The 22,098-nt window shown below is 60.0% G+C and carries 19 protein-coding genes and 4 tRNA genes; 13 read left to right on the top strand and 10 right to left on the bottom strand.

Features of this window, described 5'->3' with window-relative positions:
• Positions 1–210: 210 nt before the first annotated feature.
• On the bottom strand, positions 211–1,449 hold the full coding sequence (locus ASE80_RS09595) for a transporter associated domain-containing protein (RefSeq protein ID WP_056858697.1): 1,239 nt from the start codon (positions 1,447–1,449) through the stop codon (positions 211–213).
• Positions 1,450–1,461: 12 nt separating this feature from the next.
• Entirely contained in the window at positions 1,462–2,274 is an 813-nt protein-coding gene (locus tag ASE80_RS09590) for a cytochrome C assembly family protein (protein WP_056858696.1), read from the bottom strand.
• Positions 2,275–2,507: 233 nt separating this feature from the next.
• Between ASE80_RS09590 and ffh the strand changes: the two genes are divergently transcribed.
• From ffh to ASE80_RS09535, 11 genes are all read left to right on the top strand, one after another.
• Positions 2,508–3,884, top strand: coding sequence for a signal recognition particle protein (ffh, locus tag ASE80_RS09585; RefSeq protein ID WP_003193965.1), 1,377 nt, complete (start codon positions 2,508–2,510; stop codon positions 3,882–3,884).
• Positions 3,885–4,134: 250 nt separating this feature from the next.
• Entirely contained in the window at positions 4,135–4,386 is a 252-nt protein-coding gene (gene rpsP, locus ASE80_RS09580) for a 30S ribosomal protein S16 (protein ID WP_003175899.1), read from the top strand.
• A gap of 5 nt (positions 4,387–4,391) precedes the next feature.
• Entirely contained in the window at positions 4,392–4,928 is a 537-nt protein-coding gene (gene rimM, locus ASE80_RS09575) for a ribosome maturation factor RimM (protein ID WP_056858695.1), read from the top strand.
• Positions 4,910–5,683: a tRNA (guanosine(37)-N1)-methyltransferase TrmD gene (trmD, locus tag ASE80_RS09570; RefSeq protein ID WP_170875847.1), complete on the top strand. Its 774-nt coding sequence runs from the start codon at positions 4,910–4,912 to the stop codon at positions 5,681–5,683. The genes rimM and trmD overlap by 19 nt, the downstream gene beginning before the upstream one ends.
• A gap of 45 nt (positions 5,684–5,728) precedes the next feature.
• Complete coding sequence (gene rplS / locus ASE80_RS09565; protein ID WP_003175895.1) at positions 5,729–6,079, top strand: 50S ribosomal protein L19; 351 nt, start codon at positions 5,729–5,731, stop codon at positions 6,077–6,079.
• Between the two features lie 82 nt (positions 6,080–6,161).
• Positions 6,162–6,575 carry an acyl-CoA thioesterase gene (locus tag ASE80_RS09560; protein ID WP_056858694.1) on the top strand — a complete coding sequence of 138 codons (414 nt, stop codon included), beginning with the start codon at positions 6,162–6,164 and terminating at the stop codon, positions 6,573–6,575.
• A gap of 138 nt (positions 6,576–6,713) precedes the next feature.
• Positions 6,714–7,610: a site-specific tyrosine recombinase XerD gene (gene xerD, locus ASE80_RS09555; RefSeq protein ID WP_056858693.1), complete on the top strand. Its 897-nt coding sequence runs from the start codon at positions 6,714–6,716 to the stop codon at positions 7,608–7,610.
• Positions 7,611–7,761: 151 nt separating this feature from the next.
• Positions 7,762–8,493, top strand: a complete 732-nt coding sequence (locus ASE80_RS09550) for a thioredoxin fold domain-containing protein (RefSeq protein ID WP_056858692.1) — start codon at positions 7,762–7,764, stop codon at positions 8,491–8,493.
• Positions 8,494–8,623: 130 nt separating this feature from the next.
• On the top strand, positions 8,624–9,928 hold the full coding sequence (locus ASE80_RS09545) for a homoserine dehydrogenase (protein WP_056858691.1): 1,305 nt from the start codon (positions 8,624–8,626) through the stop codon (positions 9,926–9,928).
• A 66-nt stretch (positions 9,929–9,994) separates the two neighbouring features.
• Positions 9,995–11,404, top strand: a complete 1,410-nt coding sequence (gene thrC / locus ASE80_RS09540; RefSeq protein WP_056858690.1) for a threonine synthase — start codon at positions 9,995–9,997, stop codon at positions 11,402–11,404.
• A gap of 351 nt (positions 11,405–11,755) precedes the next feature.
• The gene (locus ASE80_RS09535) at positions 11,756–12,040 is read left to right on the top strand and encodes a DUF3509 domain-containing protein (protein WP_056858744.1); all 285 of its coding nucleotides are present in this window, start codon (positions 11,756–11,758) and stop codon (positions 12,038–12,040) included.
• Between the two features lie 182 nt (positions 12,041–12,222).
• On the opposite strand, the gene ASE80_RS09530 is transcribed toward ASE80_RS09535, so the two are convergent.
• Both ASE80_RS09530 and ASE80_RS09525 read right to left on the bottom strand, forming a co-directional pair.
• On the bottom strand, positions 12,223–13,092 hold the full coding sequence (locus ASE80_RS09530; protein WP_056858689.1) for a TIGR02285 family protein: 870 nt from the start codon (positions 13,090–13,092) through the stop codon (positions 12,223–12,225).
• Positions 13,092–14,291 (bottom strand): CaiB/BaiF CoA transferase family protein, encoded by a 1,200-nt coding sequence (locus ASE80_RS09525; RefSeq protein WP_056858688.1) that lies wholly within the window; start codon positions 14,289–14,291, stop codon positions 13,092–13,094. The genes ASE80_RS09530 and ASE80_RS09525 overlap by 1 nt, the downstream gene beginning before the upstream one ends.
• A 148-nt stretch (positions 14,292–14,439) precedes the next feature.
• Between ASE80_RS09525 and ASE80_RS09520 the strand changes: the two genes are divergently transcribed.
• Positions 14,440–14,982 carry a YaeQ family protein gene (locus ASE80_RS09520; protein ID WP_003193952.1) on the top strand — a complete coding sequence of 181 codons (543 nt, stop codon included), beginning with the start codon at positions 14,440–14,442 and terminating at the stop codon, positions 14,980–14,982.
• Between the two features lie 225 nt (positions 14,983–15,207).
• Positions 15,208–16,917, top strand: a complete 1,710-nt coding sequence (gene recJ, locus ASE80_RS09515; protein ID WP_056858687.1) for a single-stranded-DNA-specific exonuclease RecJ — start codon at positions 15,208–15,210, stop codon at positions 16,915–16,917.
• A gap of 147 nt (positions 16,918–17,064) precedes the next feature.
• On the opposite strand, the gene ASE80_RS09510 is transcribed toward recJ, so the two are convergent.
• The 6 genes from ASE80_RS09510 to ASE80_RS09485 form a co-directional block, all read right to left on the bottom strand.
• Positions 17,065–18,351 (bottom strand): virulence factor family protein, encoded by a 1,287-nt coding sequence (locus ASE80_RS09510; protein WP_056858686.1) that lies wholly within the window; start codon positions 18,349–18,351, stop codon positions 17,065–17,067.
• Positions 18,351–20,993 (bottom strand): bifunctional lysylphosphatidylglycerol flippase/synthetase MprF, encoded by a 2,643-nt coding sequence (gene mprF, locus ASE80_RS09505; protein WP_056858685.1) that lies wholly within the window; start codon positions 20,991–20,993, stop codon positions 18,351–18,353. The genes ASE80_RS09510 and mprF overlap by 1 nt, the downstream gene beginning before the upstream one ends.
• 279 nt (positions 20,994–21,272) lie before the next feature.
• A tRNA-Met gene (locus ASE80_RS09500) sits at positions 21,273–21,349 on the bottom strand.
• 26 nt (positions 21,350–21,375) lie between these two features.
• Positions 21,376–21,452: transfer RNA gene (locus tag ASE80_RS09495), tRNA-Met, on the bottom strand.
• A 207-nt stretch (positions 21,453–21,659) separates the two neighbouring features.
• Positions 21,660–21,736, bottom strand: a tRNA-Met gene (locus ASE80_RS09490).
• Between the two features lie 26 nt (positions 21,737–21,762).
• Positions 21,763–21,839 (bottom strand) — tRNA-Met (locus ASE80_RS09485).
• Between the last annotated feature and the right edge of the window lie 259 nt (positions 21,840–22,098).

Below are 22,098 nucleotides of genomic sequence, written 5' to 3'. Positions count from 1 at the left end.
AGGCGCTGCCTGGACGCGCTGAGTGCGGATAGCACGCGGTCGGGCGGGGCTTGGGTAAGCCGAGCCGATTATAGGAAGGGGTTTGCGGATCCAACAAGGGGGCGTTGGCAGGCAAATAATCTAAATGTGGGAGCTGGCTTGTGTGGGGATTGGCTTTTGTGGGAGCTGGCAAGCCAGCTCCCACATTGGATCGAGTGGTGTCAGGAGAAGTTATGCAGCCACCGGCACGCGGCTGGTATGCCAGATCAGCACCTTGCTCACGCGGTTGTCTTCGGTTTCGAGGATTTCCAGGCGGTAGCGGCCGATTTTCAGGCACACCGCGCAGTCCGGAATAGTCTCCAGCGCCTCGGTGACCAGGCCGTTGAGGGTCTTGGGGCCGTCGCTGGGCAAGTGCCAGCCCAGGCTTTTGTTCAGTTCACGGATCGAGGCGGCGCCGTCTATGATGTAGCGGCCATCAGGTTGGGCTTCGATGTGCGGGTTATCCACCGCCTGGTCGCTTTCAAATTCGCCGACGATTTCTTCGAGGATATCTTCCAGGGTAACGATGCCCAGCACTTCGCCGTATTCGTCCACCACCATGCCCAGGCGTCGTTGCTGTTTATGGAAGTTCAGCAACTGCAATTGCAGCGGCGTGCTTTCCGGCACGAAGTAGGGTTCGTGGCAGGCGGCGAGCAAGGCTTCTTTGGTCAGGCTGGCGTCGGGCAGCAGGTGCTGGATCTGACGAGTGTTGAGCACCGCTTGCACCTGGTTGATGTCGCTGTGAAACACCGGCAGGCGCGTGCGCTGGGACGTGCGCAGTTGCTCGATGATTTCTTCGACCGAGTCATCCAGGTTGATGCCATCCACTTCACTGCGCGGCACCAGGATGTCATTGACCGTGATGTTGTCCAGGGCGTGAATGCCGGGCAGGCCGGGTGTGCGATTGTCGTTGGCCTCGGGCTCCGGTTCGTCGTCATGCTCGGGCAACGGTTCGTCGCTCTTTTTCACCACGCCGGATTTGCGCGCGAAGGGGCGCAACAACAGCAGGCTGATGCCATTGAGCAGCCAGGCCAGTGGATAAAGGATTTTCAGCGGCACGCCCAGCAGCGTGTTACCGAAACCCAGCACGGCTTGGGGGTGACGAACGGCCAGGGCGCGGGGCAGGTAGTCGGCGAGTATCAGCAGGATGGCGCAGGAGATCAGCCAGCCGAGCCACGGGCCGTTTTGCGCCCAGGCATAAATTGCCAGCAGCGTGCACAGGATCACCACGGCCGCGCGACACAGGCTGTTGCACAGGATCAGGCTGTTACGTGGGAAGTTCAGGCGGGCGGCTGCCTTGTCCCCTTGGCGTGTGCCGGGGCGTATGGCCAGCAGGTGTTGTTGTGCGGCTTCGATGGCGGTAAACAGCGCCGCCCATAAGATCAGCAGGGCGATTACCGCGAGCATCGGCCCAAGGGGCAAGTTGTCCATTATTACTGCCCGTCAAATATGCAGGATGTATTCGCGAACCAGCTTGCTGCCGAAGTAGGCCAGCATCAGCAGGCAGAAACCGGCCAGGGTCCAGCGGATCGCCTTGTGCCCGCGCCAGCCGAGACGGTTACGCCCCCACAACAGCACGCTGAACACCACCCACGCCAGGCACGCCAGCAGGGTTTTGTGCACCAGGTGCTGGGCGAACAGGTTCTCGACGAACAGCCAGCCGGAGATCAGCGACAGCGACAGCAGCGTCCAGCCGGCCCAGAGGAACCCAAACAGCAGGCTTTCCATGGTTTGCAGCGGCGGGAAGTTCTTGATCAGCCCGGACGGGTGCTTGTTTTTAAGCTGGTGATCCTGCAGCAGCACGAGCAATGCCTGGAACACCGCGATGGTGAACATGCCGTAGGCCAGGATCGACAGCAGGATGTGCGCAAGGATGCCTGGTTCTTCGTCGATGACCTGCACGGTGCCGGTGGGCGTGAATTGCGCCAGCAGCACAGTGAGCATTCCCAGCGGGAATAGCAGCACCAGCAGGTTTTCGACCGGGATGCGGTAGCAGGCCAGCAGCGTCAGCGCGATGACGGCAGCGGCGATCAGGCTGGCGGCACTGAAAAAGTCCAGGCCCAGGCCGACCGGCGTCATCAGGTGGGTGAACAGGCTCGCGGCATGGGCCAGCAGGGCAACGACGCCCAGGCCTGCCAGCAGACGTTTGTCCGCTTTAGCGCCTTGGGCCAGACGAGTGCCCTGATAGAGAGTCGCAGCGGCATATAAAAGGGCGGCGGCGAGGCTGGGTAGCAAACTGGGTGACAAGGGGACCATAAATCCTGATAGACAAGCCCGAAAGGCGCTGAGTTTGGCACACACCTGCGCTGCACGAAAGACTCCCGGGCCAGACAGCGCGTGTGCAGCGGCGCAGTCTTCGCTATAATCCGCGATCTGCCCACGCCACAGGCGTGCTGAGCGCTGTTTTTAACAGCGATTTACCACAGCCTGGGCCGCCATTACCTCGGTCACCAATGCATTTCGATGAATAGGGCCTGAAAGGATCGCGCATGTTTGAAAACTTGACTGACCGTCTCTCGCAGACGCTGCGCCATGTCACCGGCAAGGCCAAGCTGACCGAGGACAATATTAAAGACACCCTGCGTGAAGTGCGCATGGCGTTGCTGGAAGCCGACGTGGCCTTGCCTGTGGTCAAGGACTTCGTCAACTCGGTCAAAGAGCGCGCTGTGGGCACCGAAGTGTCCCGCAGCCTGACGCCGGGCCAGGCTTTTGTGAAGATCGTCCAGGCCGAACTCGAAAGCCTGATGGGCGCAGCCAACGAAGATTTGAACCTCAGCGCCGTGCCACCGGCCGTCGTGCTGATGGCCGGTCTGCAGGGCGCGGGTAAAACCACCACCGCCGGCAAACTGGCGCGCTTCCTTAAAGAGCGCAAGAAGAAGTCGGTGATGGTGGTATCGGCTGACGTCTATCGTCCGGCCGCGATCAAACAGCTGGAAATGCTCGCAGGCGAAGTGGGGGTGACCTTCTTCCCGTCTGACCTGAGCCAGAAGCCGGTCGACATTGCCAACGCGGCTATTAAAGAAGCCAAGCTGAAGTTCATCGACGTGGTTATCGTCGATACCGCTGGTCGCCTGCACATCGACGAAGAGATGATGGGCGAGATCAAGGCGCTGCATGCCGCGATCAACCCGGTCGAAACGCTGTTCGTGGTCGACGCCATGACCGGCCAGGATGCGGCCAACACCGCCAAGGCTTTCGGCGACGCACTGCCGCTGACCGGCGTGATCCTGACCAAGGTCGACGGCGACGCCCGTGGCGGTGCCGCGCTGTCGGTACGCGCCATCACCGGCAAGCCGATCAAGTTCATTGGTATGGGCGAGAAGAGCGAAGCGCTCGAGCCGTTCCACCCTGAGCGTATCGCCTCACGCATTCTCGGCATGGGCGATGTGCTCAGCCTGATCGAGCAGGCCGAAGCCACGCTCGACAAGGACAAGGCTGACAAGCTGGCCAAGAAGCTGAAGAAGGGCAAGGGCTTCGACCTCGAAGACTTCCGTGACCAGCTGCAACAGATGAAGAACATGGGCGGCCTTGGCGGCCTGATGGACAAGCTGCCGAACATCGGCGGTGTGAACCTGGCGCAAATGGGCAACGCCCAGGGCGCGGCAGAGAAGCAGTTCAAGCAGATGGAAGCCATCATCAACTCCATGACCCCGGCTGAGCGCCGCGACCCTGAGCTGATCAGTGGTTCGCGCAAACGCCGGATCGCCATGGGCTCCGGCACCCAGGTGCAGGACATCGGTCGCTTGATCAAGCAGCACAAGCAGATGCAGAAGATGATGAAGAAATTCTCCGCCAAAGGCGGAATGGCCAAGATGATGCGCGGCATGGGCGGTATGTTGCCCGGCGGCGGCATGCCGAAAATGTAAAGAATTCGAGCGCAAGTCTGCTTGCGCTCCGACCCACAGGGACGTGGGATCTCCAGCAAACCCGCGGTTAGCGGGAGCTGACTCGCCGTTTTAACCGACGGCTCTATAGCAGATCTGAGTGGCACGCTGATAGGCGCCAGAAAAAGACATTTGCAAAAGTCCGGATATTCCTTAGAATATGCGGCCTTTCGGGCACCTATGCCCGCTGTGCATTTAGATTTGCAGCACCGACTACAGGAACGATGTTCACATGCTAACAATCCGTCTTGCCCTTGGCGGCTCCAAAAAGCGCCCGTTTTACCACTTGACCGTAACCGACAGCCGCAACCCGCGCGACGGTTCGCACAAGGAACAGGTTGGTTTCTTCAACCCTGTTGCTCGTGGTCAAGAAGTTCGTCTGTCCGTGAACCAAGAGCGCGTAGCCTACTGGCTGAGCGTTGGCGCACAGCCATCCGAGCGCGTTGCAAAACTGTTGAAGGACTCGGCTAAGGCCGCAGCCTGAGCAATATGAACGCGACGCCAGCTGTTGCTGATGATTTGATCGTTATCGGCAAGATTTACTCTGTTCATGGCGTTCGCGGCGAAGTGAAGGTGTATTCCTTTACTGATCCGACTGAAAACCTGTTGCAGTACAAAACCTGGACGCTCAAGCGCGAAGGTAGTGTGAAACAGGTCGAGCTGGTCAGTGGACGCGGGAGCGATAAGTTCCTGGTCGCAAAGCTCAAGGGTCTTGATGACCGTGAAGAAGCTCGTCTTCTGGCCGGTTATGAGATCTGCGTGCCGCGCAACCTGTTCCCTGAATTGACCGACGGCGAGTACTACTGGTACCAGCTGGAAGGTCTGAAGGTTATTGATCAACTGGGGCAATTGCTCGGGAAAATCGATCATCTTCTGGAAACCGGCGCCAATGATGTAATGGTGGTCAAGCCTTGCGCTGGCAGCCTGGATGATCGCGAACGCCTGTTGCCGTATACCGGGCAATGCGTGTTGGCTGTCGACCTGGCCGCGGGCGAGATGAAGGTGGAATGGGACGCGGACTTCTAAGCGTGGCTAATTTGCGCATTGAAGTGATCAGTTTGTTTCCCGAGATGTTCTCCGCCATCAGCGAGTACGGCATCACCAGTCGGGCGGTGAAACAGGGGCTGTTGCAGCTTACCTGTTGGAACCCGCGAGACTACACGACGGATCGACATCACACTGTGGACGATCGCCCATTTGGCGGTGGCCCGGGCATGGTGATGAAGATCAAGCCCCTGGAAGATGCGTTGGTCGAGGCCAAGGCAGCCGCCGGGGAGAAGGCGAAGGTAATTTACCTGTCCCCTCAAGGCCGTCAGCTGAAACAGGCTGGCGTGCGCGAACTGGCAAATGAGGAGGCCTTAATCCTGATTGCCGGTCGCTATGAAGGCATTGACGAGCGTTTTATTGAAGCGCATGTCGATGAAGAGTGGTCGATTGGGGACTATGTCCTGTCTGGCGGCGAGCTGCCGGCGATGGTCCTGATAGATGCGGTTACACGACTGCTGCCTGGAGCTTTAGGGCATGCGGACTCCGCGGAGGAAGATTCCTTCACGGATGGTTTGCTGGATTGCCCGCACTACACCCGACCGGAGGTGTATGCGGATCAGCGTGTTCCCGACGTATTGCTAAGTGGCAATCACGCACACATCCGGCGTTGGCGTTTACAGCAGTCCCTTGGTCGGACCTATGAACGACGCGCCGATCTTCTGGAAAGCCGCTCGCTTTCTGGAGAAGAGAAGAAGCTGCTCGAGGAATACATCCTCGCGCGGGACGATAGTTAACAACGTATCGATGGTAGGTCCATTGACTTACCTTAGGAGCACAGCATGACTAACAAAATCATCCTTGCACTCGAAGCAGAGCAGATGACCAAAGAGATCCCTACCTTTGCCCCGGGCGACACTATTGTCGTTCAGGTGAAAGTGAAGGAAGGCGACCGTTCGCGTCTGCAAGCGTTCGAAGGCGTGGTAATCGCCAAGCGTAACCGTGGTGTGAACAGTGCTTTCACTGTTCGTAAAATCTCCAACGGTGTTGGCGTAGAGCGTACTTTCCAGACCTACAGCCCGCAAATCGACAGCATGGCCGTTAAGCGTCGCGGTGACGTGCGTAAAGCCAAGCTGTACTACCTGCGTGACCTGTCCGGTAAAGCAGCTCGCATCAAGGAAAAACTGGCTTAAGTCCAGCTTCCCGATGCAGAAAAAAGCAGCCTACGGGCTGCTTTTTTGTGCCTGAAATTTGTCTATTTGCCGGTATTTGCCCATGACCACCCGCCTCGAAGAAATCCAGCGACGCACTGAGCTGTCCGTGACCCACGTGACCAAAGCCGTGTTCCCGCCGACCACCAACCACCACAACACGCTGTTCGGCGGCACTGCGCTGGCGTGGATGGATGAAGTGTCGTTCATCACCGCCACGCGCTTTTGCCGCTTGCCACTGGTGACCGTGTCCACCGACCGTATCGACTTCAACCATGCGATCCCCGCCGGCTCCATCGTCGAGCTGATCGGCCGCGTCATCAAAGTGGGCAACACCAGCCTTAAGGTCGAGGTTGAAGTGTTCGTCGAGAGCATGAGTGCCGATGGCCGTGAAAAGGCGATCCAGGGCGTGTTCAGTTTTGTCGCGATTGATGCGGACAAGCGCCCAGTGCCGGTGCTGCCCGGGTTTGTGGACTGAACCGAGACCGCTATCGCAGGCAGCTCCCCCATTTGATCGCTGTTGATCAGGCTATCAGGCAACACACAAAACCCATGTGGGAGCTGGCTTGCCTGCGATAGGATCTAACAAACACTCCAGTAATTAGTTTGAGCCTCTATGCCCGCCATCGACCACCCTCTGATCGACCGCTTCCTCGACGCCCTGTGGCTGGAAAAAGGCCTGTCGGACAACACCCGCCAGGCCTACCGCAGCGACCTGGCCCTGTTCAATGGCTGGTTGCAGGAAAAACACCTCGAACTGATCAATGCCGGCCGTGAGTTGATCCTCGATCACCTGGCCTGGCGCCTGGAACAGAACTACAAGCCGCGTTCCACGGCGCGATTTCTTTCGGGCGTGCGTGGGTTTTATCGTTATTTGCTGCGCGAAAAGCTGATTTCCGTCGACCCGACCCTGCAAATCGATATGCCCCAGCTCGGTAGGCCATTGCCTAAATCCTTGTCGGAAGCTGACGTGGACGCCTTGCTCGCCGCGCCCGATCTGAGCGAAGCCATCGGCCAGCGCGACCGCGCCATGCTGGAAGTCTTGTATGCCTGCGGCCTGCGCGTGACCGAGCTGATCAGCCTGACCCTGGAGCAAGTCAACCTGCGCCAGGGCGTGCTGCGCGTGATGGGCAAGGGCAGCAAGGAACGACTGGTGCCGATGGGCGAGGAGGCGATTGTGTGGGTGGAGCGCTATATGCGTGACGCCCGCAATGAGCTGCTCGGTGGGCGGCCCAGTGATGTGCTGTTCCCCAGCCTGCGCGGCGAGCAGATGACCCGCCAGACCTTCTGGCACCGTATCAAGCACCAGGCCAAGGTCGCCGGGATCGGCAAGGCGCTGTCGCCGCATACCTTGCGCCATGCATTCGCCACGCATTTGCTCAACCACGGCGCAGATTTGCGCGTGGTGCAAATGCTGCTGGGGCACAGCGACTTATCCACCACCCAGATCTACACCCACGTGGCACGCGCACGCTTGCAGGAAATGCACGCCAAGCACCACCCGCGCGGATAAAATTATCTCGGAAAACCCCCAATTTGCCCGTTGAAGCCTGCCCCTCGGTCCAACTGTGGTAGGCTTTGCCGGTTAGCAAAGGGGACGGCCACTGCCCGCGTTTCCAAGCGGTGTTCCACAGCCGTCCCTGCATCTGCCTTCAGGAGTTCCCATGCGCTTGACCCAGATTATTGCCGCCGCAGCGATTGCGTTGGTTTCCACCTTTGTTGTCGCCGATGACGCCGCCGAGCAAACCATTCGCAAGAGCCTGGCCAACCTTCAGCTCGACACCCCGATCGAAAGCATCAGCGCCAGCCCCATGGCCGGCCTGTATGAAGTCAAGCTCAAGGGCAGCCGTGTGCTGTACGCCAGCGCCGATGGCCAGTACATCGTTCAGGGCTACCTGTTCCAGCTTAAAGACGGCAAGCCGGTCAACCTGACCGAGAAAGCCGAGCGCCTGGGCGTGTCCAAGCTGATCAATGGCATTCCGGTGGCTGAAACCGTGGTTTACCCGGCCATTGGCGAGACCAAGACCCACATTACCGTGTTCACCGACACCACGTGCCCGTACTGCCACAAGCTGCACGCCGAAGTGCCTGCGCTGAACAAGGCCGGTATCGAAGTGCGCTACGTCGCGTTCCCGCGCCAGGGCCTGGGTTCGCCGGGTGACGAGCAGCTGCAAGCCGTATGGTGTTCGGCCGACAAGAAATCGGCCATGGACAAAATGGTCGATGGCAAGGACATCAAGGCAGCCAAATGTGCCAACCCGGTTTCCAAGCAGTTCGCCCTCGGCCAGTCGATCGGCGTGAACGGTACACCGGCCATCGTTTTGGCTGACGGCCAAGTGATTCCGGGCTACCAGCCGGCGCCACAAGTTGCCAAACTGGCGCTCAGTGCCAAGTAAACCAGCATCGTCGAACCTTTGACGATCATGGCCCGCCGACCGTTCGACGGGCCATCAAATTGAAAGCCGCAGTTGTGCGGCTGTTTTCCACGGCCGACCTAGCGTCGGCCGTTTCATGGGGAGTTCTTCAGTGAAACCGGTCAAAGTAGGCATCTGTGGGTTAGGGACCGTCGGTGGCGGCACCTTCAACGTACTTCAGCGTAATGCTGAAGAAATTTCCCGCCGTGCAGGGCGTGGGATTGAAGTGGCGCAAATTGCCACGCGTACGCCAAAGCCTCAGTTCCAAACGACCGGTATTGCGATTACCAACGATGTCTTCGCCGTGGCCACCAACCCTGAAATCGATATCGTCATCGAGCTGGTCGGCGGCTACACCGTGGCCCGTGACCTGGTACTGCTGGCCATCGAGAATGGCAAGCACGTAGTCACCGCCAACAAGGCGTTGATCGCCGTGCACGGCAACGAGATTTTTGCCAAGGCGCGCGAGAAGGGCGTGATCGTTGCGTTCGAAGCCGCCGTGGCCGGTGGCATCCCGGTGATCAAGGCGATCCGTGAAGGCCTGTCCGCCAACCGTATCAACTGGGTGGCCGGTATCATCAACGGCACCGGCAACTTCATCCTCACCGAAATGCGCGAGAAGGGCCGCACCTTCGAAGACGTGCTGGCCGAAGCCCAAGCCCTGGGTTACGCCGAAGCCGACCCGACCTTCGACGTGGAAGGCATCGACGCAGCGCACAAGCTGACCATTTTGGCGTCCATCGCCTTTGGTATTCCGCTGCAGTTCGACAAGGCCTACACCGAAGGCATCACCAAGCTGACCACCGCCGATGTGAACTACGCCGAAGCCCTGGGCTACCGCATCAAGCACCTCGGTGTGGCGCGCAGCACCCCGGCTGGTATCGAGTTGCGTGTGCACCCGACGCTGATCCCGGCCGACCGCCTGATCGCCAACGTCAATGGCGTGATGAACGCCGTGATGGTCAACGGTGACGCCGCCGGTTCCACCTTGTTCTACGGCGCCGGCGCCGGCATGGAGCCGACTGCTTCGTCGGTGATCGCCGACCTGGTGGACGTGGTTCGTGCCATGACCAGCGACCCGGAAAACCGCGTGCCGCACCTGGCCTTCCAGCCGGATTCGCTGTCGGCCCACCCGATCCTGCCGATCGAAGCCTGCGAAAGCGCCTACTACCTGCGCATTCAGGCCAAAGACCATCCAGGCGTGTTGGCCCAGGTGGCCAGCATCCTCTCGGAGCGCGGCATCAACATCGAGTCGATCATGCAGAAAGAAGTCGAGGAACAAGACGGCCTGGTGCCGATGATCCTGCTGACCCACCGCGTGCTCGAGCAGCACATCAACGATGCCATTGCCGCGCTTGAAGCGTTGCAGGGCGTGGTTGGGCCGGTGGTGCGCATCCGTGTTGAACACCTGAACTAATCGTTTAGCGGCAAGGGCCCCACAGGTTCGGCGGCCCTTGTTCAGAATGCTCTAGAGGAGCCAGTCATGCGTTATATCAGCACCCGCGGCCAGGCACCGGCCCTGAACTTCGAAGACGTTTTGCTTGCCGGCCTTGCCACTGACGGCGGCCTGTACGTGCCGGAAAACCTGCCACGTTTCACTCAGGAAGAAATCGCTTCGTGGGCCGGCCTGCCGTACCACGAACTGGCGTTCCGGGTGATGCGCCCGTTCGTTACCGGCAGCATTCCGGATGCCGATTTTAAAAAGATTCTGGAAGAAACCTATGGCGTGTTTTCCCACAACGCCATCGCGCCACTGCGCCAGCTGAATGGCAACGAATGGGTATTGGAGCTGTTTCACGGCCCGACCCTGGCCTTCAAGGACTTCGCCCTGCAACTGCTGGGTCGCCTGCTCGACTACGTGCTGGAAAAACGCGGCGAGCGTGTGGTGATCATCGGTGCCACCTCCGGTGATACCGGCTCGGCGGCCATCGAAGGTTGCAAGCACTGCGAAAACGTCGACATCTTCATCCTGCACCCGCACAAGCGTGTGTCGGAAGTGCAGCGCCGCCAGATGACCACCATCTTTGGCGAGAACATCCACAACATCGCCATCGAAGGCAACTTCGATGACTGCCAGGAAATGGTCAAGAACAGCTTCGCTGACCAGAGCTTCCTCAAAGGTACGCGACTGGTTGCGGTGAACTCGATCAACTGGGCGCGGATCATGGCCCAGATCGTCTACTACTTCCACGCCTCCCTGCAGTTGGGCGGCCCGGCGCGTTCGGTGTCGTTCTCGGTGCCGACCGGCAATTTTGGCGATATCTTCGCCGGTTACCTGGCGCGCAACATGGGCTTGCCGATCAATCAGTTGATCGTCGCCACCAACCGCAACGACATCCTGCACCGCTTCATGAGCGGCAACCAGTACGTCAAGGAAACCCTGCACGCCACGCTGTCGCCGTCGATGGACATCATGGTTTCGTCGAACTTCGAACGCCTGCTGTTCGACATGCACGGTCGCAACGGTTCGGCGATTGCCGGCTTGATGGACACCTTCAAAAGCGGTGGCGGTTTCAGCGTTGACGAAGAGCGCTGGACCGAAACCCGCAAGCTGTTCGACTCCCTGGCCGTGGACGATGCGCAAACCTGCGAAACCATCGCCGAGGTCTACGCGCAGACCGGCGAGCTGCTCGACCCGCACACTGCCATCGGTGTGAAGGCCGCACGCGAATGCCGTCGCAGCCTGGACATCCCGATGGTGATTCTGGGCACTGCCCACCCGGTCAAATTCCCGGAAGCGGTGGAGAAGGCCGGTGTTGGCAAGGCGCTGGAACTGCCTCAGCACCTGGCTGACCTGTTCGAGCGCGAAGAGCGCTGTACCGTGCTGGCCAATGACCTGAAAGCCGTGCAGGCGTTTGTCAGCCAGCATGGCAATCGCGGCAAGCCACTCTGACCCACCGGTTGCTGCGCAGCAGATCAAGCCCGTCTTCGTGACGGGCTTTTTCATTCTGGCAATCGAGGGTGCGCCCGCTCGTCACGCGCCAGCCCATCCGGAAAATCGGGCGGTCGTCGGCACAGCTCCAGACGCGGCTTTCAAGGCAGGCGCCGAGGGGCATCCTGGGGTTCCAGCCTGTGGGTGGTTGTTTTCTCTCTGTCATCTTTGCCGTGCATGCTCGATTGACTCGGGCAGGCGACGAAACAAAAGGTCGAACTTTCTGCTGCGGGCACGGGTCACTTGAATGTCAGCATCTTAGTGACATTTTTGTTTTTCGAACTTTATTCGAATGATTGAGTGGTGATCGAGATGGAAAGTATCAGCCTATTGCTCGAAGAAGCACTGAGCCCTTATCAGGTTACGTTGACCACCTCGGGTGTGCAGGGCGAGTGCCTGGTGACCGTGAAGAATCCGGCTGGCGCCATTGTCGTCGAGCGGGAAGTCGATCGGGCGCAATTGACGGATAAGCGCGTGCTGGTGGATGTGGTCGATTGCCTGCTGCGCGACCTTAAAATCGCCGAAGGGCGCCTGGAACCCTCGGTGATTGCCGCCTTGCGCAACGCCGCACAGACTCGCGGCAGCGCGATCGCATGAAGAATTGTTTAATTGGCGAAACTTCCTACGCCATGCCCGGTCAGATTTTTTAACAACAAGAGCAAACATTGTGCTCCGGTGTTTGTGGCTTGTTGTACTGGTCTTTGTAGGCCACGTTTAACCCCGAAGTGTCTCCCCACTCTTCGGGGTTTCTTTTTGCCTGGGATTTACCCAGCACAGGCTCAAGGCTCGGGGGAGTTCAAGAAAAAACTCGGGTTATCCAACAAATACTGTTCACGCATTGCTGGGTCTAACCACGAAGCGTAGGACTGTTGCACTTGCTCCAGTGGGATCTCACCCAACGCCTGATCGATTCGCTGTATGGCCTGGCGACCTTGCGGCGTGTTGGAGCAGCCGATATGCGTACGCTGGTAAGGCGCTGAATCCTTGATGGGAAAGAACAGCAGGTCCTCGGCCGCGATCCCCTGTTGCTGGGCGTGATAGCGGATTTCCGGCGGGTAGCCCAGCACGGCCTCCAGCCGCCCAAGACGCTGCATCTGCAACAGGCTGCCCAGGGCGTCATTGCCATAATGCAGGGCCAGGGTGTGCGGGTCAGCGTGCTTTAGCTGTTCATCGACGGCTGGGCCGTAGCTGCGTTCGGCAGTGGCGCCGATACGCGCCTTGTGGGCTTTGAGAAAGGCTTGCAGGTCAAACTGACCCGCGACGATATAGGGCGCCATGGCCGCCTGTTGACTGCGCTGAATCGTCACCCCATTGCTGACCGTCACGAATGCCTGGGCGGAAAACACCACGTACTGGGCGCGCTCCGGCGTCCACAGCAGCGATGGGTCACAGGTCAGGGATTGAGCACGCAACATTTGAATGCCGCGCGCGCGGTTGACGTGCATCACTTGATGACGATACTCCGGCAGGTGCTCCCTGAGCATCGGCAACAGTTGGTCGAGTGCGCCCTGGTTTTTTTGCGGGCCTTCGAAGATGGTCATTGGCGGCAGGTCGCGCAGCAGCCAGGTCAGCGTGTCCTCGGCCTGCGCCGAGAGCGGGCAGCCGAGCAACGTGCCTACAAGCAGCAAACGGATGTACGGGCGAACCATCAGATCGCGCCATCCTCACGCAAACGGGTAATGGCGGCGGCGTCGTAACCCAGCTCATTGAGCACCGTGCTGTTGTGCTCACCCAACTGCGGCCCAACCCATTCGCAACTGCCTGGCGTCTCGGAGAGCTTGGGCACGATGCCGGGCATTTTGAAGTCCTTGCCACCTGGCAATTGCGCCTTGAGGAACATTTCCCGGGCCAGAAACTGCGGGTCGCCGAGCATGTCTTCGGCACTGTAGATACGGCTGGCGGGCACTTCGGCCTTGTTCAGTTGCTCAACCACTTGCTCCAGCGGCAGCGAGTTGACCCAGCGATCAATCACCCCGTAAAGCTCGTCACGGCGGCTGTCACGCCCGTCATTGCTGGCCAGTGCCGGGTCATTGGCCAGGTCGTCGCGGCCGATGGCGCTCATGAAACGCTTGAAGATCGCATCGCCATTGGCGCCGATCTGCACATGCTTGCCGTCGGCACTGGTATGAATCGAAGAAGGCGTGATGCCGGGCATGATGTTGCCGGTGCGCTCGCGGATAAACCCGAACACATCGAACTCCGGGATCATGCTTTCCATCATCGCGAAGATAGCCTCGTACAGCGCCACATCCACCACTTGGCCGAGCCCGCCGTTGACCTCGCGGTGTCGCAGCGCCATCAGCGCGCCGATCACTGCCCACAGGGCCGCAATGGAATCGCCGATGGAAATTCCGGTGCGCACCGGCGGGCGGTCTTCGAACCCGGTGATATAGCGCAAACCGCCCATGGACTCGCCCACTGCGCCAAAGCCCGGCTGGTCTTTCATCGGCCCGGTCTGGCCGAAACCGGAGAGGCGCACCATCACCAGCTTGGGGTTCAGCGCGTGCAGGGTTTCCCAGCTCAAGCCGAGTTTTTCCAGCACACCGGGGCGAAAGTTTTCGATCAGGATGTCGGCGTCCGCCAGCAGCTGTTTAAGAATCGCCAGGCCATCCGGGTGTTTGAGGTTCAGGGTCAGCGACTTTTTATTGCGCGCCTGCACAAACCACCACAGCGACGTGCCTTCGTACAGCTTGCGCCACTTGCGCAGCGGGTCGCCGCCATCGGGGGATTCAACCTTGACCACTTCGGCACCGAATTCGGCGCAAATGCGTGAGGCAAACGGGCCGGCGATCAGGGTGCCCAGTTCGATGACTTTCAGGCCGGCGAGCGGTTTGGCATTAAACGACATGAGGATCCTTAGCAAGCAGGGGCGGTGGTGTCATGCCTTTTAACATAGGCGAGCGGCCCAGGGATAAGCATGATGCAGCGCAGTATTCGTTCAATGGCTGCCCCATCGGTTAGACTGGCGACCTTTCCCTGTCTTTAGAAGCCCGTTCATGGCCCAGCCGTCCACGACCTACAAATTCGAACTCAACCTCACCGACCTCGACCGTTCGGTGTACGAGAGCGTCAAACAGACCATCGCCCGCCACCCTTCGGAAACCGAAGAACGCATGACCGTGCGGCTGCTGGCCTACGCCCTTTGGTACAACGAGCAGTTGGCGTTCGGGCGTGGCCTGTCAGATGTAGACGAGCCGGCCCTGTGGGAAAAAAGCCTGGATGATCGGGTGCTGCACTGGATTGAAGTCGGCCAGCCCGACGCCGACCGCTTGACCTGGTGCTCGCGCCGCACCGAGCGCACCAGCCTGCTGGCCTATGGCAGCCTGCGTGTATGGGAAGGCAAGGTGGTGCCGGTGGCCAATAACCTCAAGAACGTCCACATCGCCGCCGTGCCGCAGGAAGTCCTCGAGACCCTGGCCAAGGACATGCCGCGCGTGATCAAGTGGGACGTGATGATCAGTGAAGGCACCATTTTTGTGACTGATGATCGTGGCCAGCATGAAGTGCAACTGCAGTGGCTGGTTGGCGAACGCGGCTGAAAAGTAAAACTGTGAAAAGCTGGCTTGTGTGAAAGCTGGCTTCTGTGGGAGCTGGCTTGCCTGCGATAGCATCACCGCGGTATGTCTGATGGACCGAGGTGCCTGCATCGCAGGCAAGCCAGCTCCCACACAAGCCAGCTCCACAAACAGGTTCCACCGTTGATCTGTGTTGATTGCTCAATTGTTATTTAACTGTCGTATTAGAAGAGAAGCTTCCGTCACCCCATGCGTATCGATCCTCGCCCGTTGCCCGCTGTCCTGCCGTTTCTCGGTGAATTGCCGCCGCTGTTGACCCGTCTCTACGCCGCCCGCGGGGTGCAGTCGGAGGCTGAGCTGGACAAGAGCCTGGCGCGGTTGATTCCCTACCAGCAACTCAAGGGCATCGACGCGGCGGTAGACCTGCTGGTGACGGCCCTGGAGCAGCGCCAGCGCATCCTTATCGTCGGTGACTTCGACGCCGATGGTGCCACGGCCAGTACCGTGGGCACGTTGGGCCTGCGTTTGCTCGGTGCGGCCCATGTCGATTACCTGGTGCCTAACCGCTTCGAATACGGCTACGGCCTGACCCCGGAAATCGTCGCGGTGGCGCTGCAGCGCGAGCCGCAGCTGCTGATCACTGTGGATAACGGCATCTCCAGCGTTGAAGGCGTGGCGGCAGCGAAGGCCGCCGGGTTGCAGGTTTTGGTCACCGACCACCACTTGCCCGGCGATGAATTGCCGGCGGCGGATGCCATCGTCAACCCGAACCAGCCTGGCTGCGAGTTCCCCAGCAAGGCATTGGCCGGTGTCGGTGTGATCTTCTACGTGCTGATGGCCCTGCGCGCGCGGTTGCGCAGCCTGGGCTGGTACGACAACAAACCGCAGCCGAACATCGGCGAGCTGCTCGACCTGGTCGCCCTGGGCAGCGTGGCTGACGTGGTGCCGCTGGATGCCAACAACCGCATCCTGGTGCACCAAGGCTTGGAGCGTATTCGTGCCGGGCGTGCGCGGCCGGGGATCAAGGCGATCCTCGAAGTGGCCAAGCGCGATGCGGCGCGTATCACCTCCACCGACCTCGGTTTTATCCTCGGGCCACGCCTCAATGCGGCGGGGCGCCTGGATGATATGAGCTTGGGCATCGAATGCCTGCTCACCAGCGACATGGCGGCGGCACGGGAAATGGCCGCGCAACTGGACGGCATGAACCAGGATCGCAAATCCATCGAGCAAGGCATGCAGCGCGAGGCCCTGGCCCAGCTCAAGGACTTGCCGGTGGAGTCGATGCCATACGGCTTGTGCCTGTTCGACCCTGAATGGCACCAAGGTGTGATCGGTATTCTGGCGTCACGCATGAAAGAGCGCTATTTCCGCCCGACCATCGCCTTCGCCGACGCTGGTGATGGCCTGCTCAAGGGCTCAGGGCGCTCTGTGCAGGGTTTTCACATCCGTGATGCCCTGGCGGTGGTCGCCAGCCAGCATCCCAACCTGATCGCCAAATACGGCGGCCACGCCATGGCCGCCGGCCTGACCTTGCGCGAAGAAAACTTCCCGCTGTTTGCCGAAGCCTTTGATGCCGAAGTGCGCCGGCAACTGTGTGAAGAAGACCTCACCGGTCGCCTGTTGACCGACGGCACATTGGCGGTGGAAGAGTTTCACCTGGAACTGGCGCGTGCACTGCGACATGCCGGGCCATGGGGCCAGCACTTTCCCGAGCCGTTGTTTCACGGTGTGTTTCAGTTGGTGGAGCAACGTGTGGTTGGCGAGCGGCACCTGAAGGTGGTGCTCAAGAGCGAATGCGGGTCAGTGAAGCTCGACGGCATTGCGTTTGGTGTGGACCGTGAGGTCTGGCCGAACCCGACAGTGCGTTGGGTGGAGTTGGCCTACAAGCTGGATGTGAACGAGTTTCGTGGCAATGAGACTGTGCAGCTGATGATTGCGCATATCGAACCGCGCTGAGTCTGAGCCACACCGCAAAACAACTGTGGGAGCTGGCTTGCCTGCGATGCAGACGCCTCGGTCTATCAGACAGACCGAGGTGATGCTATCGCAGGCAAGCCAGCTCCCACAGAGGTGCCCACGTTCAGCTTTGTGGGCAGCCTTGGATTACTCGGCTTTGTCTTTAGCCTGGTGCTTCACAATGATATCCACCAAGCGCTGAGCCAGCGCCGGGTAGTTCTCATCAAAGTGATGCCCGCCGGGCAGCTTCACCGCCTCGCCCACAGCCGTGGTGTCGGTGCAGCCACTCTCGTTGACTTCTTCAGCACCGTAGATGCACACCACTTTATCGGCTGGCAGCTTGGCCATTTCCGGGCCGGTGGCGGCTTCTTTGCCGGCGTTGCCCAGCCAGCCTTCCACTTCGATTTCAAAGCTGCCGGTGCGTGCAAAGGCGAGCAGGATGATTGCGTCGACACGCTGCTGTTCGCTTTCCGGCATGCGGTTGTAGATCGCCGGCAGCACGTCGGCACCGAACGAATAACCGGTCAGTACGAAGCGCTTGGTGCCCCACTTCTGGCGGTAGTGCTGCATCAGCTCGGTGAGGTCTTTGGCGCTTTGTTCCGGGGTCTTGTGCTGCCAGTAGTAGCGCAAGGTGTCGATGCCGACCACCGGGTAGCCGATCTTGGCCATTTCACCGGCCACATCGCGGTCCAGGTCACGCCAGCCGCCATCACCGGAGAGGAACAGGGTAACGGTGTCCTTGGCTTGGCCAGCCGGTACCTCAACCACGGGAATCGCCAGGCCGCCGTTGTCCGAACCGACCAATTGCTTGCGCAGTTCGTTGTTCAGCACTTGCGGGTAGTGAATGTCGTAGTCGCTGATGCTGGTCGTCGCGCGCGGTGTATCGCGGACGAAACTGGCGCTTTCATCGTCAGGGTTATCGTTCCACGCCACCAGCCAGTTGCCGTGGGCGGAGGTCTTTGGCAGTGGATCCTTGCAGCCTTCCTGCACCAGGGCGAAGCCGACGGAGATGGCGTTGGCCTTGTCGTCGTTCTGTGTGGCCAGCCAGCGCCAGGCGAGCGCGGCGCCAGGGCCGATGCCGCTGACCAGCGTCGCCGGGCCTTTAAGCTGGGCCAGGGCGCTTTGCAGGGCTTGTTCCTGCAACTTGCAGTCATCTTTTGGCAGGATCACTTGAACGATTTGCGCCGAGCCGCCCTGGCTCAGGGCAATCAGTTGGCTGTCGCTCAAGGTTTCGTCGGCCATTACGGCCACGGCCACGCGGGCCTTGGCCGAGCCGTTAGGCGTCACACGGGTCATCACCGAACCGTCGGCCTGGGGCAGTTGTTCCAGGGTCGGTTGCGGGGCAGGGCGGTTCCAGTACCAAAAGCCACCCGCCGCGATCAGCGCGAGCAGCACTACTAAGGCCAATACATACCGCCAGGAGCGTCGAATCATCAGCGTTTCACCAATCCAGTCAAGCCGCCCGCAATCAGGGCGGCGGTATCGGCCAGTGCCACCAGCGGATCAAGTCCTGCGGGCACGGCCATATAACGAGGTTCCCAGTCAGGCTGGAACTTGTCTTTGAAGCGGCGCAAACCTTGGAAGTTATACAACTGCTCGCCACGGCGGAACACCATCGAGCCCAAGCGTTGGGTCAGCGGTGCACCACGGCGGGGTTGCAGGCCCGACAACGGCACCATGCCGAGGCTGAAGCGGGCGTAGTCATGGTTCTTATAATGTTGAATCAGGCCAACCATCATGAATTCCATGGTCAGCTTCGGCGCGTCCGGGTGCGCACGCATCAAGTCGAGACTGGCCAAGTCATGGTTGTAGGTCTCGAGCAGGTTGGCGAAGGCCACCGGGCGCCCTTCGAAGCGAATGATCGCGATGCGAAAGTGCTTGAGGTAGTCGTCGCTGAAGCGTCCGAGGGAGAAGCCTTTTTCCCGCACGTTCTTGCCGGTCAGCCAGGCATCGGAGATAACTTTGAGCTCATCCATCGGCGCCTTGCCCGGGTCGCAGATCTCCAGGGACAGACCGTCCCGGGTGCCACGGTTCCAGGTGTAGCGCAGGTCCTTCATCTCTTTGCCCTTGGCTTCCAGGTCAAAGCGTTTGAGGTCGACGCGGGCTTCTTCGCCCAGCTTGATCGCGGTGAGGCCGATGTCCATGTAGTACGGCAGGTTCTCGGCGCGTACCTGGTAGAACACGGGGCGCGCGTGATGGATGTCGCACAGGTCACGGAACTGCCAGATCATCTCCGCGCGGGGCTGAGTCGGGCCGATCGGGTCGTACAAGGCCACGAGGCTGCGCCCGCGACGGGCGTACATCAGGAAGGCTTCATCGTTGGGGTGAAACAGCAACGCCTTGTCGCCGGTCAACGCCAGGCCGCCGTCGGGTTGCGAGGAGGCCATCAGGATCTTGGTGGCGCGCTCAAGCTCATCCGGCGTGGGCAAGTGAATGACCGGGCGCGCCGTGCGCAGCAGCCAGGTCAACGACACGATGACCAGCAACACCGCCGCACCCAGCAACGAACGCAGGCCCCGTGGGGCGTTGGCGTCCAGGGTGAACTGCCACCACAGTTGATGGCTGTACGGCACATCTTGATAGGCAAACAGCAGCAGCCAGATCGAGGCGCCCAGCACGCAGACGCTGGCCACCAGGTACAGCGGCGAGAACGGCAGTTCAGTCAGGCGGCTGGCACGGTAGAACGAGCGACGGAAGATCGCCAGCAGCACCGCCGTCATGATCATCAGGCTGGCTTCTTCCCAGTCGAAGCCTTTGAGCAGCGAGAGCAGGGCGCCGGTCAGCAGCAGCACCATGGTCAGCATCCACGCCGCCGACAAACGTCGACGCAGGCCTTGGGCGAGCAACAGGCACAACACGCCGATCAGGCTGGCACCGAAGTGCGAGGCATCAATCAGGCGGTGGGGAATCAGGAAGCCGATGTTTTCCAGGCGTGAGTCGATTTCCGGCGTGGCGCCGGAAAACAGCAGGACCACGCCGGACAAAAAAACCAGTACGGCCAGCACCGGCGCCGCCAGGCCCGATGCAACCCGCAGGCTTTGCTGGGTCTGGAACAGGCGCTGGGCTTCGTTGACCAGCAGAAAGATACAGGCGATCAGCAGTGGCAGCACCACGTAGATCATCCGGTACAGCAGCAGGGCGGCGGCCAATGGCGCGGCGCCGAGTTTATCGGCAAACGCGGCCAGCAGAATTGCCTCGAACACGCCTACGCCACCCGGCACATGGCTGAGTACACCGGCCGCCAGGGCCAGCAGGTACACCAGCAGGAACGGGCCGAACGGCGGCGCTTCCGGCAGCAACATATAAAGGACGGTGGCGGCAGCGGCCACATCCAGCGCGGTAATGATCAGTTGCAGGAAGGTCAGGCGGCGGCCGGGCAGGCGTAGCGTACGACGCCCGGCCTTGACCAGCAGGTTGTCCGGGTAGGGTTGTTCCGGCAGGCGGCGGCGATAAATACCGATGCACAGTGCGACTGACAGCAGCAATACCGCGCCGGCGATGCCACCGAGCAAACCTTGGGACAAGTGCAGGTAGGTCGAGGCCGCCGGCAAGTTGCTCAAGGTGGCCAGTGCAGCCAGCGGCGGCAGGGCGGTGCCCAGGGCCAGGCTGGCGAACACGGTCATGTGGGCCACTTCCGAAGCGCCGATACCGTGGCGTGCATATAAACGGTAGCGCACCGAGCCACCGGAGAGCATCGACAGGCCAATGGCATTGCCGATGGCAAAGGCAGTGAAGCCGCCCATGGCCAGGGTTTTGGCCGGCAGCTTTACGCCGGCATAACGCGCGCCGGAGAATTCATAGCCCAATAGAATGACGAAACCGGCGACCGCGGCGGCAAATGCGCCGAGCAAGGCAGGCTTGGGCACTTCCAGGATCGAGTCGTGGAGCGCGTAAAGATCGAGTTCCAGCAGCAGGTGTCGGCAGGCGATCAGGGCGATAGCGAACAACAGCAGAGTGACGGCCAGCCCAATGGGTTGACGGTATTTGCTCAACAGATCCAGCCAACGCAAACGGGTGGGAGTAATCGGTTGTTCCGCTGTGACGGTGTCTTGTGGTTCAGACGAGTTGGCGCGCATCAATCACCTCGTGGATTGTGCGCGACAGGATGGAGGTATCCAGCCAAGTTACCAATCCCTATGGACAAAATAATTACAAATATTAACGCTTATCGCCGGGGGCGGCGACAGCGGCCATTGGTCGTAGAGGGTCGTGCTTGAGTACTGAGCATAGCTTGCAATGACATGGACTCTGCAAACCGTATACGGTTTCATGAAAGATGCCATGCCATTGTTTCAGAAGAACTTTTTCACCGGATACAAAAAAGGCCACTCTTTCGAGTAGCCTTTTTTGATGTTTGGTTGCGGGAGCCGGATTTGAACCGACGACCTTCGGGTTATGAGCCCGACGAGCTACCAGACTGCTCCATCCCGCGTCTNTCGAGTAGCCTTTTTTGATGTTTGGTTGCGGGAGCCGGATTTGAACCGACGACCTTCGGGTTATGAGCCCGACGAGCTACCAGACTGCTCCATCCCGCGTCTGTGGGCGGCATTCTACAGCCCAACGGCGAGGTGTCAACCGTTAATAGCCTGATGGGTCAAATAAGTGGAAATTAGTCACTCCACGCCCACCTTGTGCGGTAAGTGCAGGGTGGGCAACGTTTTTTCTGTCTTACAATTTTCATACAGGGCTAAAACAGGCACGCACAAAAAAGGCCACTCTTTCGAGTAGCCTTTTTTGATGTTTGGTTGCGGGAGCCGGATTTGAACCGACGACCTTCGGGTTATGAGCCCGACGAGCTACCAGACTGCTCCATCCCGCGTCTNTCGAGTAGCCTTTTTTGATGTTTGGTTGCGGGAGCCGGATTTGAACCGACGACCTTCGGGTTATGAGCCCGACGAGCTACCAGACTGCTCCATCCCGCGTCTGTGTGTCGGCATTCTACAGAGGAACGCAGGTGTGTCAACCTGTGAATTGAAGAAAAGCGCTTGTGGTTCAATCGGTTAGCTCTCCAAGGTGGGCTTGAAACGGCCTCGGGGCCAGTCTGGCCGAGGGTTTCAGCTCTATTGGCGGCTGGTTTTCGATTGAGAAAATAAATTCACCTGGGAAATTTCCTACCGCTCAAACGGCAGATTCAAACTACTGGTGCTATATACAGGAGTGAGTGCGATACTGGCCGCCCGT

Source organism: Pseudomonas sp. Leaf15 (assembly GCF_001421425.1).
GTDB classification, from domain to species: Bacteria; Pseudomonadota; Gammaproteobacteria; order Pseudomonadales; family Pseudomonadaceae; genus Aquipseudomonas; species Aquipseudomonas salomonii.
Note: the sequence above shows the minus strand (reverse complement) of the source record. Positions and strands in the feature narration are given on the sequence as shown.

Bases quoted from the DNA above. Each gene is read 5' to 3' on its own strand.
- ASE80_RS09510 (WP_056858686.1), bottom strand. From the start codon at position 18,351: ATGATTCGACGCTCCTGGCGGTATGTATTGGCCTTAGTAGTGCTGCTC.
- rimM (WP_056858695.1), top strand. From the start codon at position 4,392: ATGAACGCGACGCCAGCTGTTGCTGATGATTTGATCGTTATCGGCAAG.
- ASE80_RS09595 (WP_056858697.1), bottom strand. From the start codon at position 1,449: ATGGACAACTTGCCCCTTGGGCCGATGCTCGCGGTAATCGCCCTGCTG.
- xerD (WP_056858693.1), top strand. From the start codon at position 6,714: ATGCCCGCCATCGACCACCCTCTGATCGACCGCTTCCTCGACGCCCTG.
- ffh (WP_003193965.1), top strand. From the start codon at position 2,508: ATGTTTGAAAACTTGACTGACCGTCTCTCGCAGACGCTGCGCCATGTC.
- ASE80_RS09525 (WP_056858688.1), bottom strand. From the start codon at position 14,291: ATGTCGTTTAATGCCAAACCGCTCGCCGGCCTGAAAGTCATCGAACTG.
- thrC (WP_056858690.1), top strand. From the start codon at position 9,995: ATGCGTTATATCAGCACCCGCGGCCAGGCACCGGCCCTGAACTTCGAA.
- ASE80_RS09520 (WP_003193952.1), top strand. From the start codon at position 14,440: ATGGCCCAGCCGTCCACGACCTACAAATTCGAACTCAACCTCACCGAC.
- recJ (WP_056858687.1), top strand. From the start codon at position 15,208: ATGCGTATCGATCCTCGCCCGTTGCCCGCTGTCCTGCCGTTTCTCGGT.
- ASE80_RS09590 (WP_056858696.1), bottom strand. From the start codon at position 2,274: ATGGTCCCCTTGTCACCCAGTTTGCTACCCAGCCTCGCCGCCGCCCTT.
- rplS (WP_003175895.1), top strand. From the start codon at position 5,729: ATGACTAACAAAATCATCCTTGCACTCGAAGCAGAGCAGATGACCAAA.
- trmD (WP_170875847.1), top strand. From the start codon at position 4,910: ATGGGACGCGGACTTCTAAGCGTGGCTAATTTGCGCATTGAAGTGATC.
- mprF (WP_056858685.1), bottom strand. From the start codon at position 20,993: ATGCGCGCCAACTCGTCTGAACCACAAGACACCGTCACAGCGGAACAA.
- ASE80_RS09550 (WP_056858692.1), top strand. From the start codon at position 7,762: ATGCGCTTGACCCAGATTATTGCCGCCGCAGCGATTGCGTTGGTTTCC.
- ASE80_RS09560 (WP_056858694.1), top strand. From the start codon at position 6,162: ATGACCACCCGCCTCGAAGAAATCCAGCGACGCACTGAGCTGTCCGTG.
- ASE80_RS09535 (WP_056858744.1), top strand. From the start codon at position 11,756: ATGGAAAGTATCAGCCTATTGCTCGAAGAAGCACTGAGCCCTTATCAG.
- ASE80_RS09530 (WP_056858689.1), bottom strand. From the start codon at position 13,092: ATGGTTCGCCCGTACATCCGTTTGCTGCTTGTAGGCACGTTGCTCGGC.
- rpsP (WP_003175899.1), top strand. From the start codon at position 4,135: ATGCTAACAATCCGTCTTGCCCTTGGCGGCTCCAAAAAGCGCCCGTTT.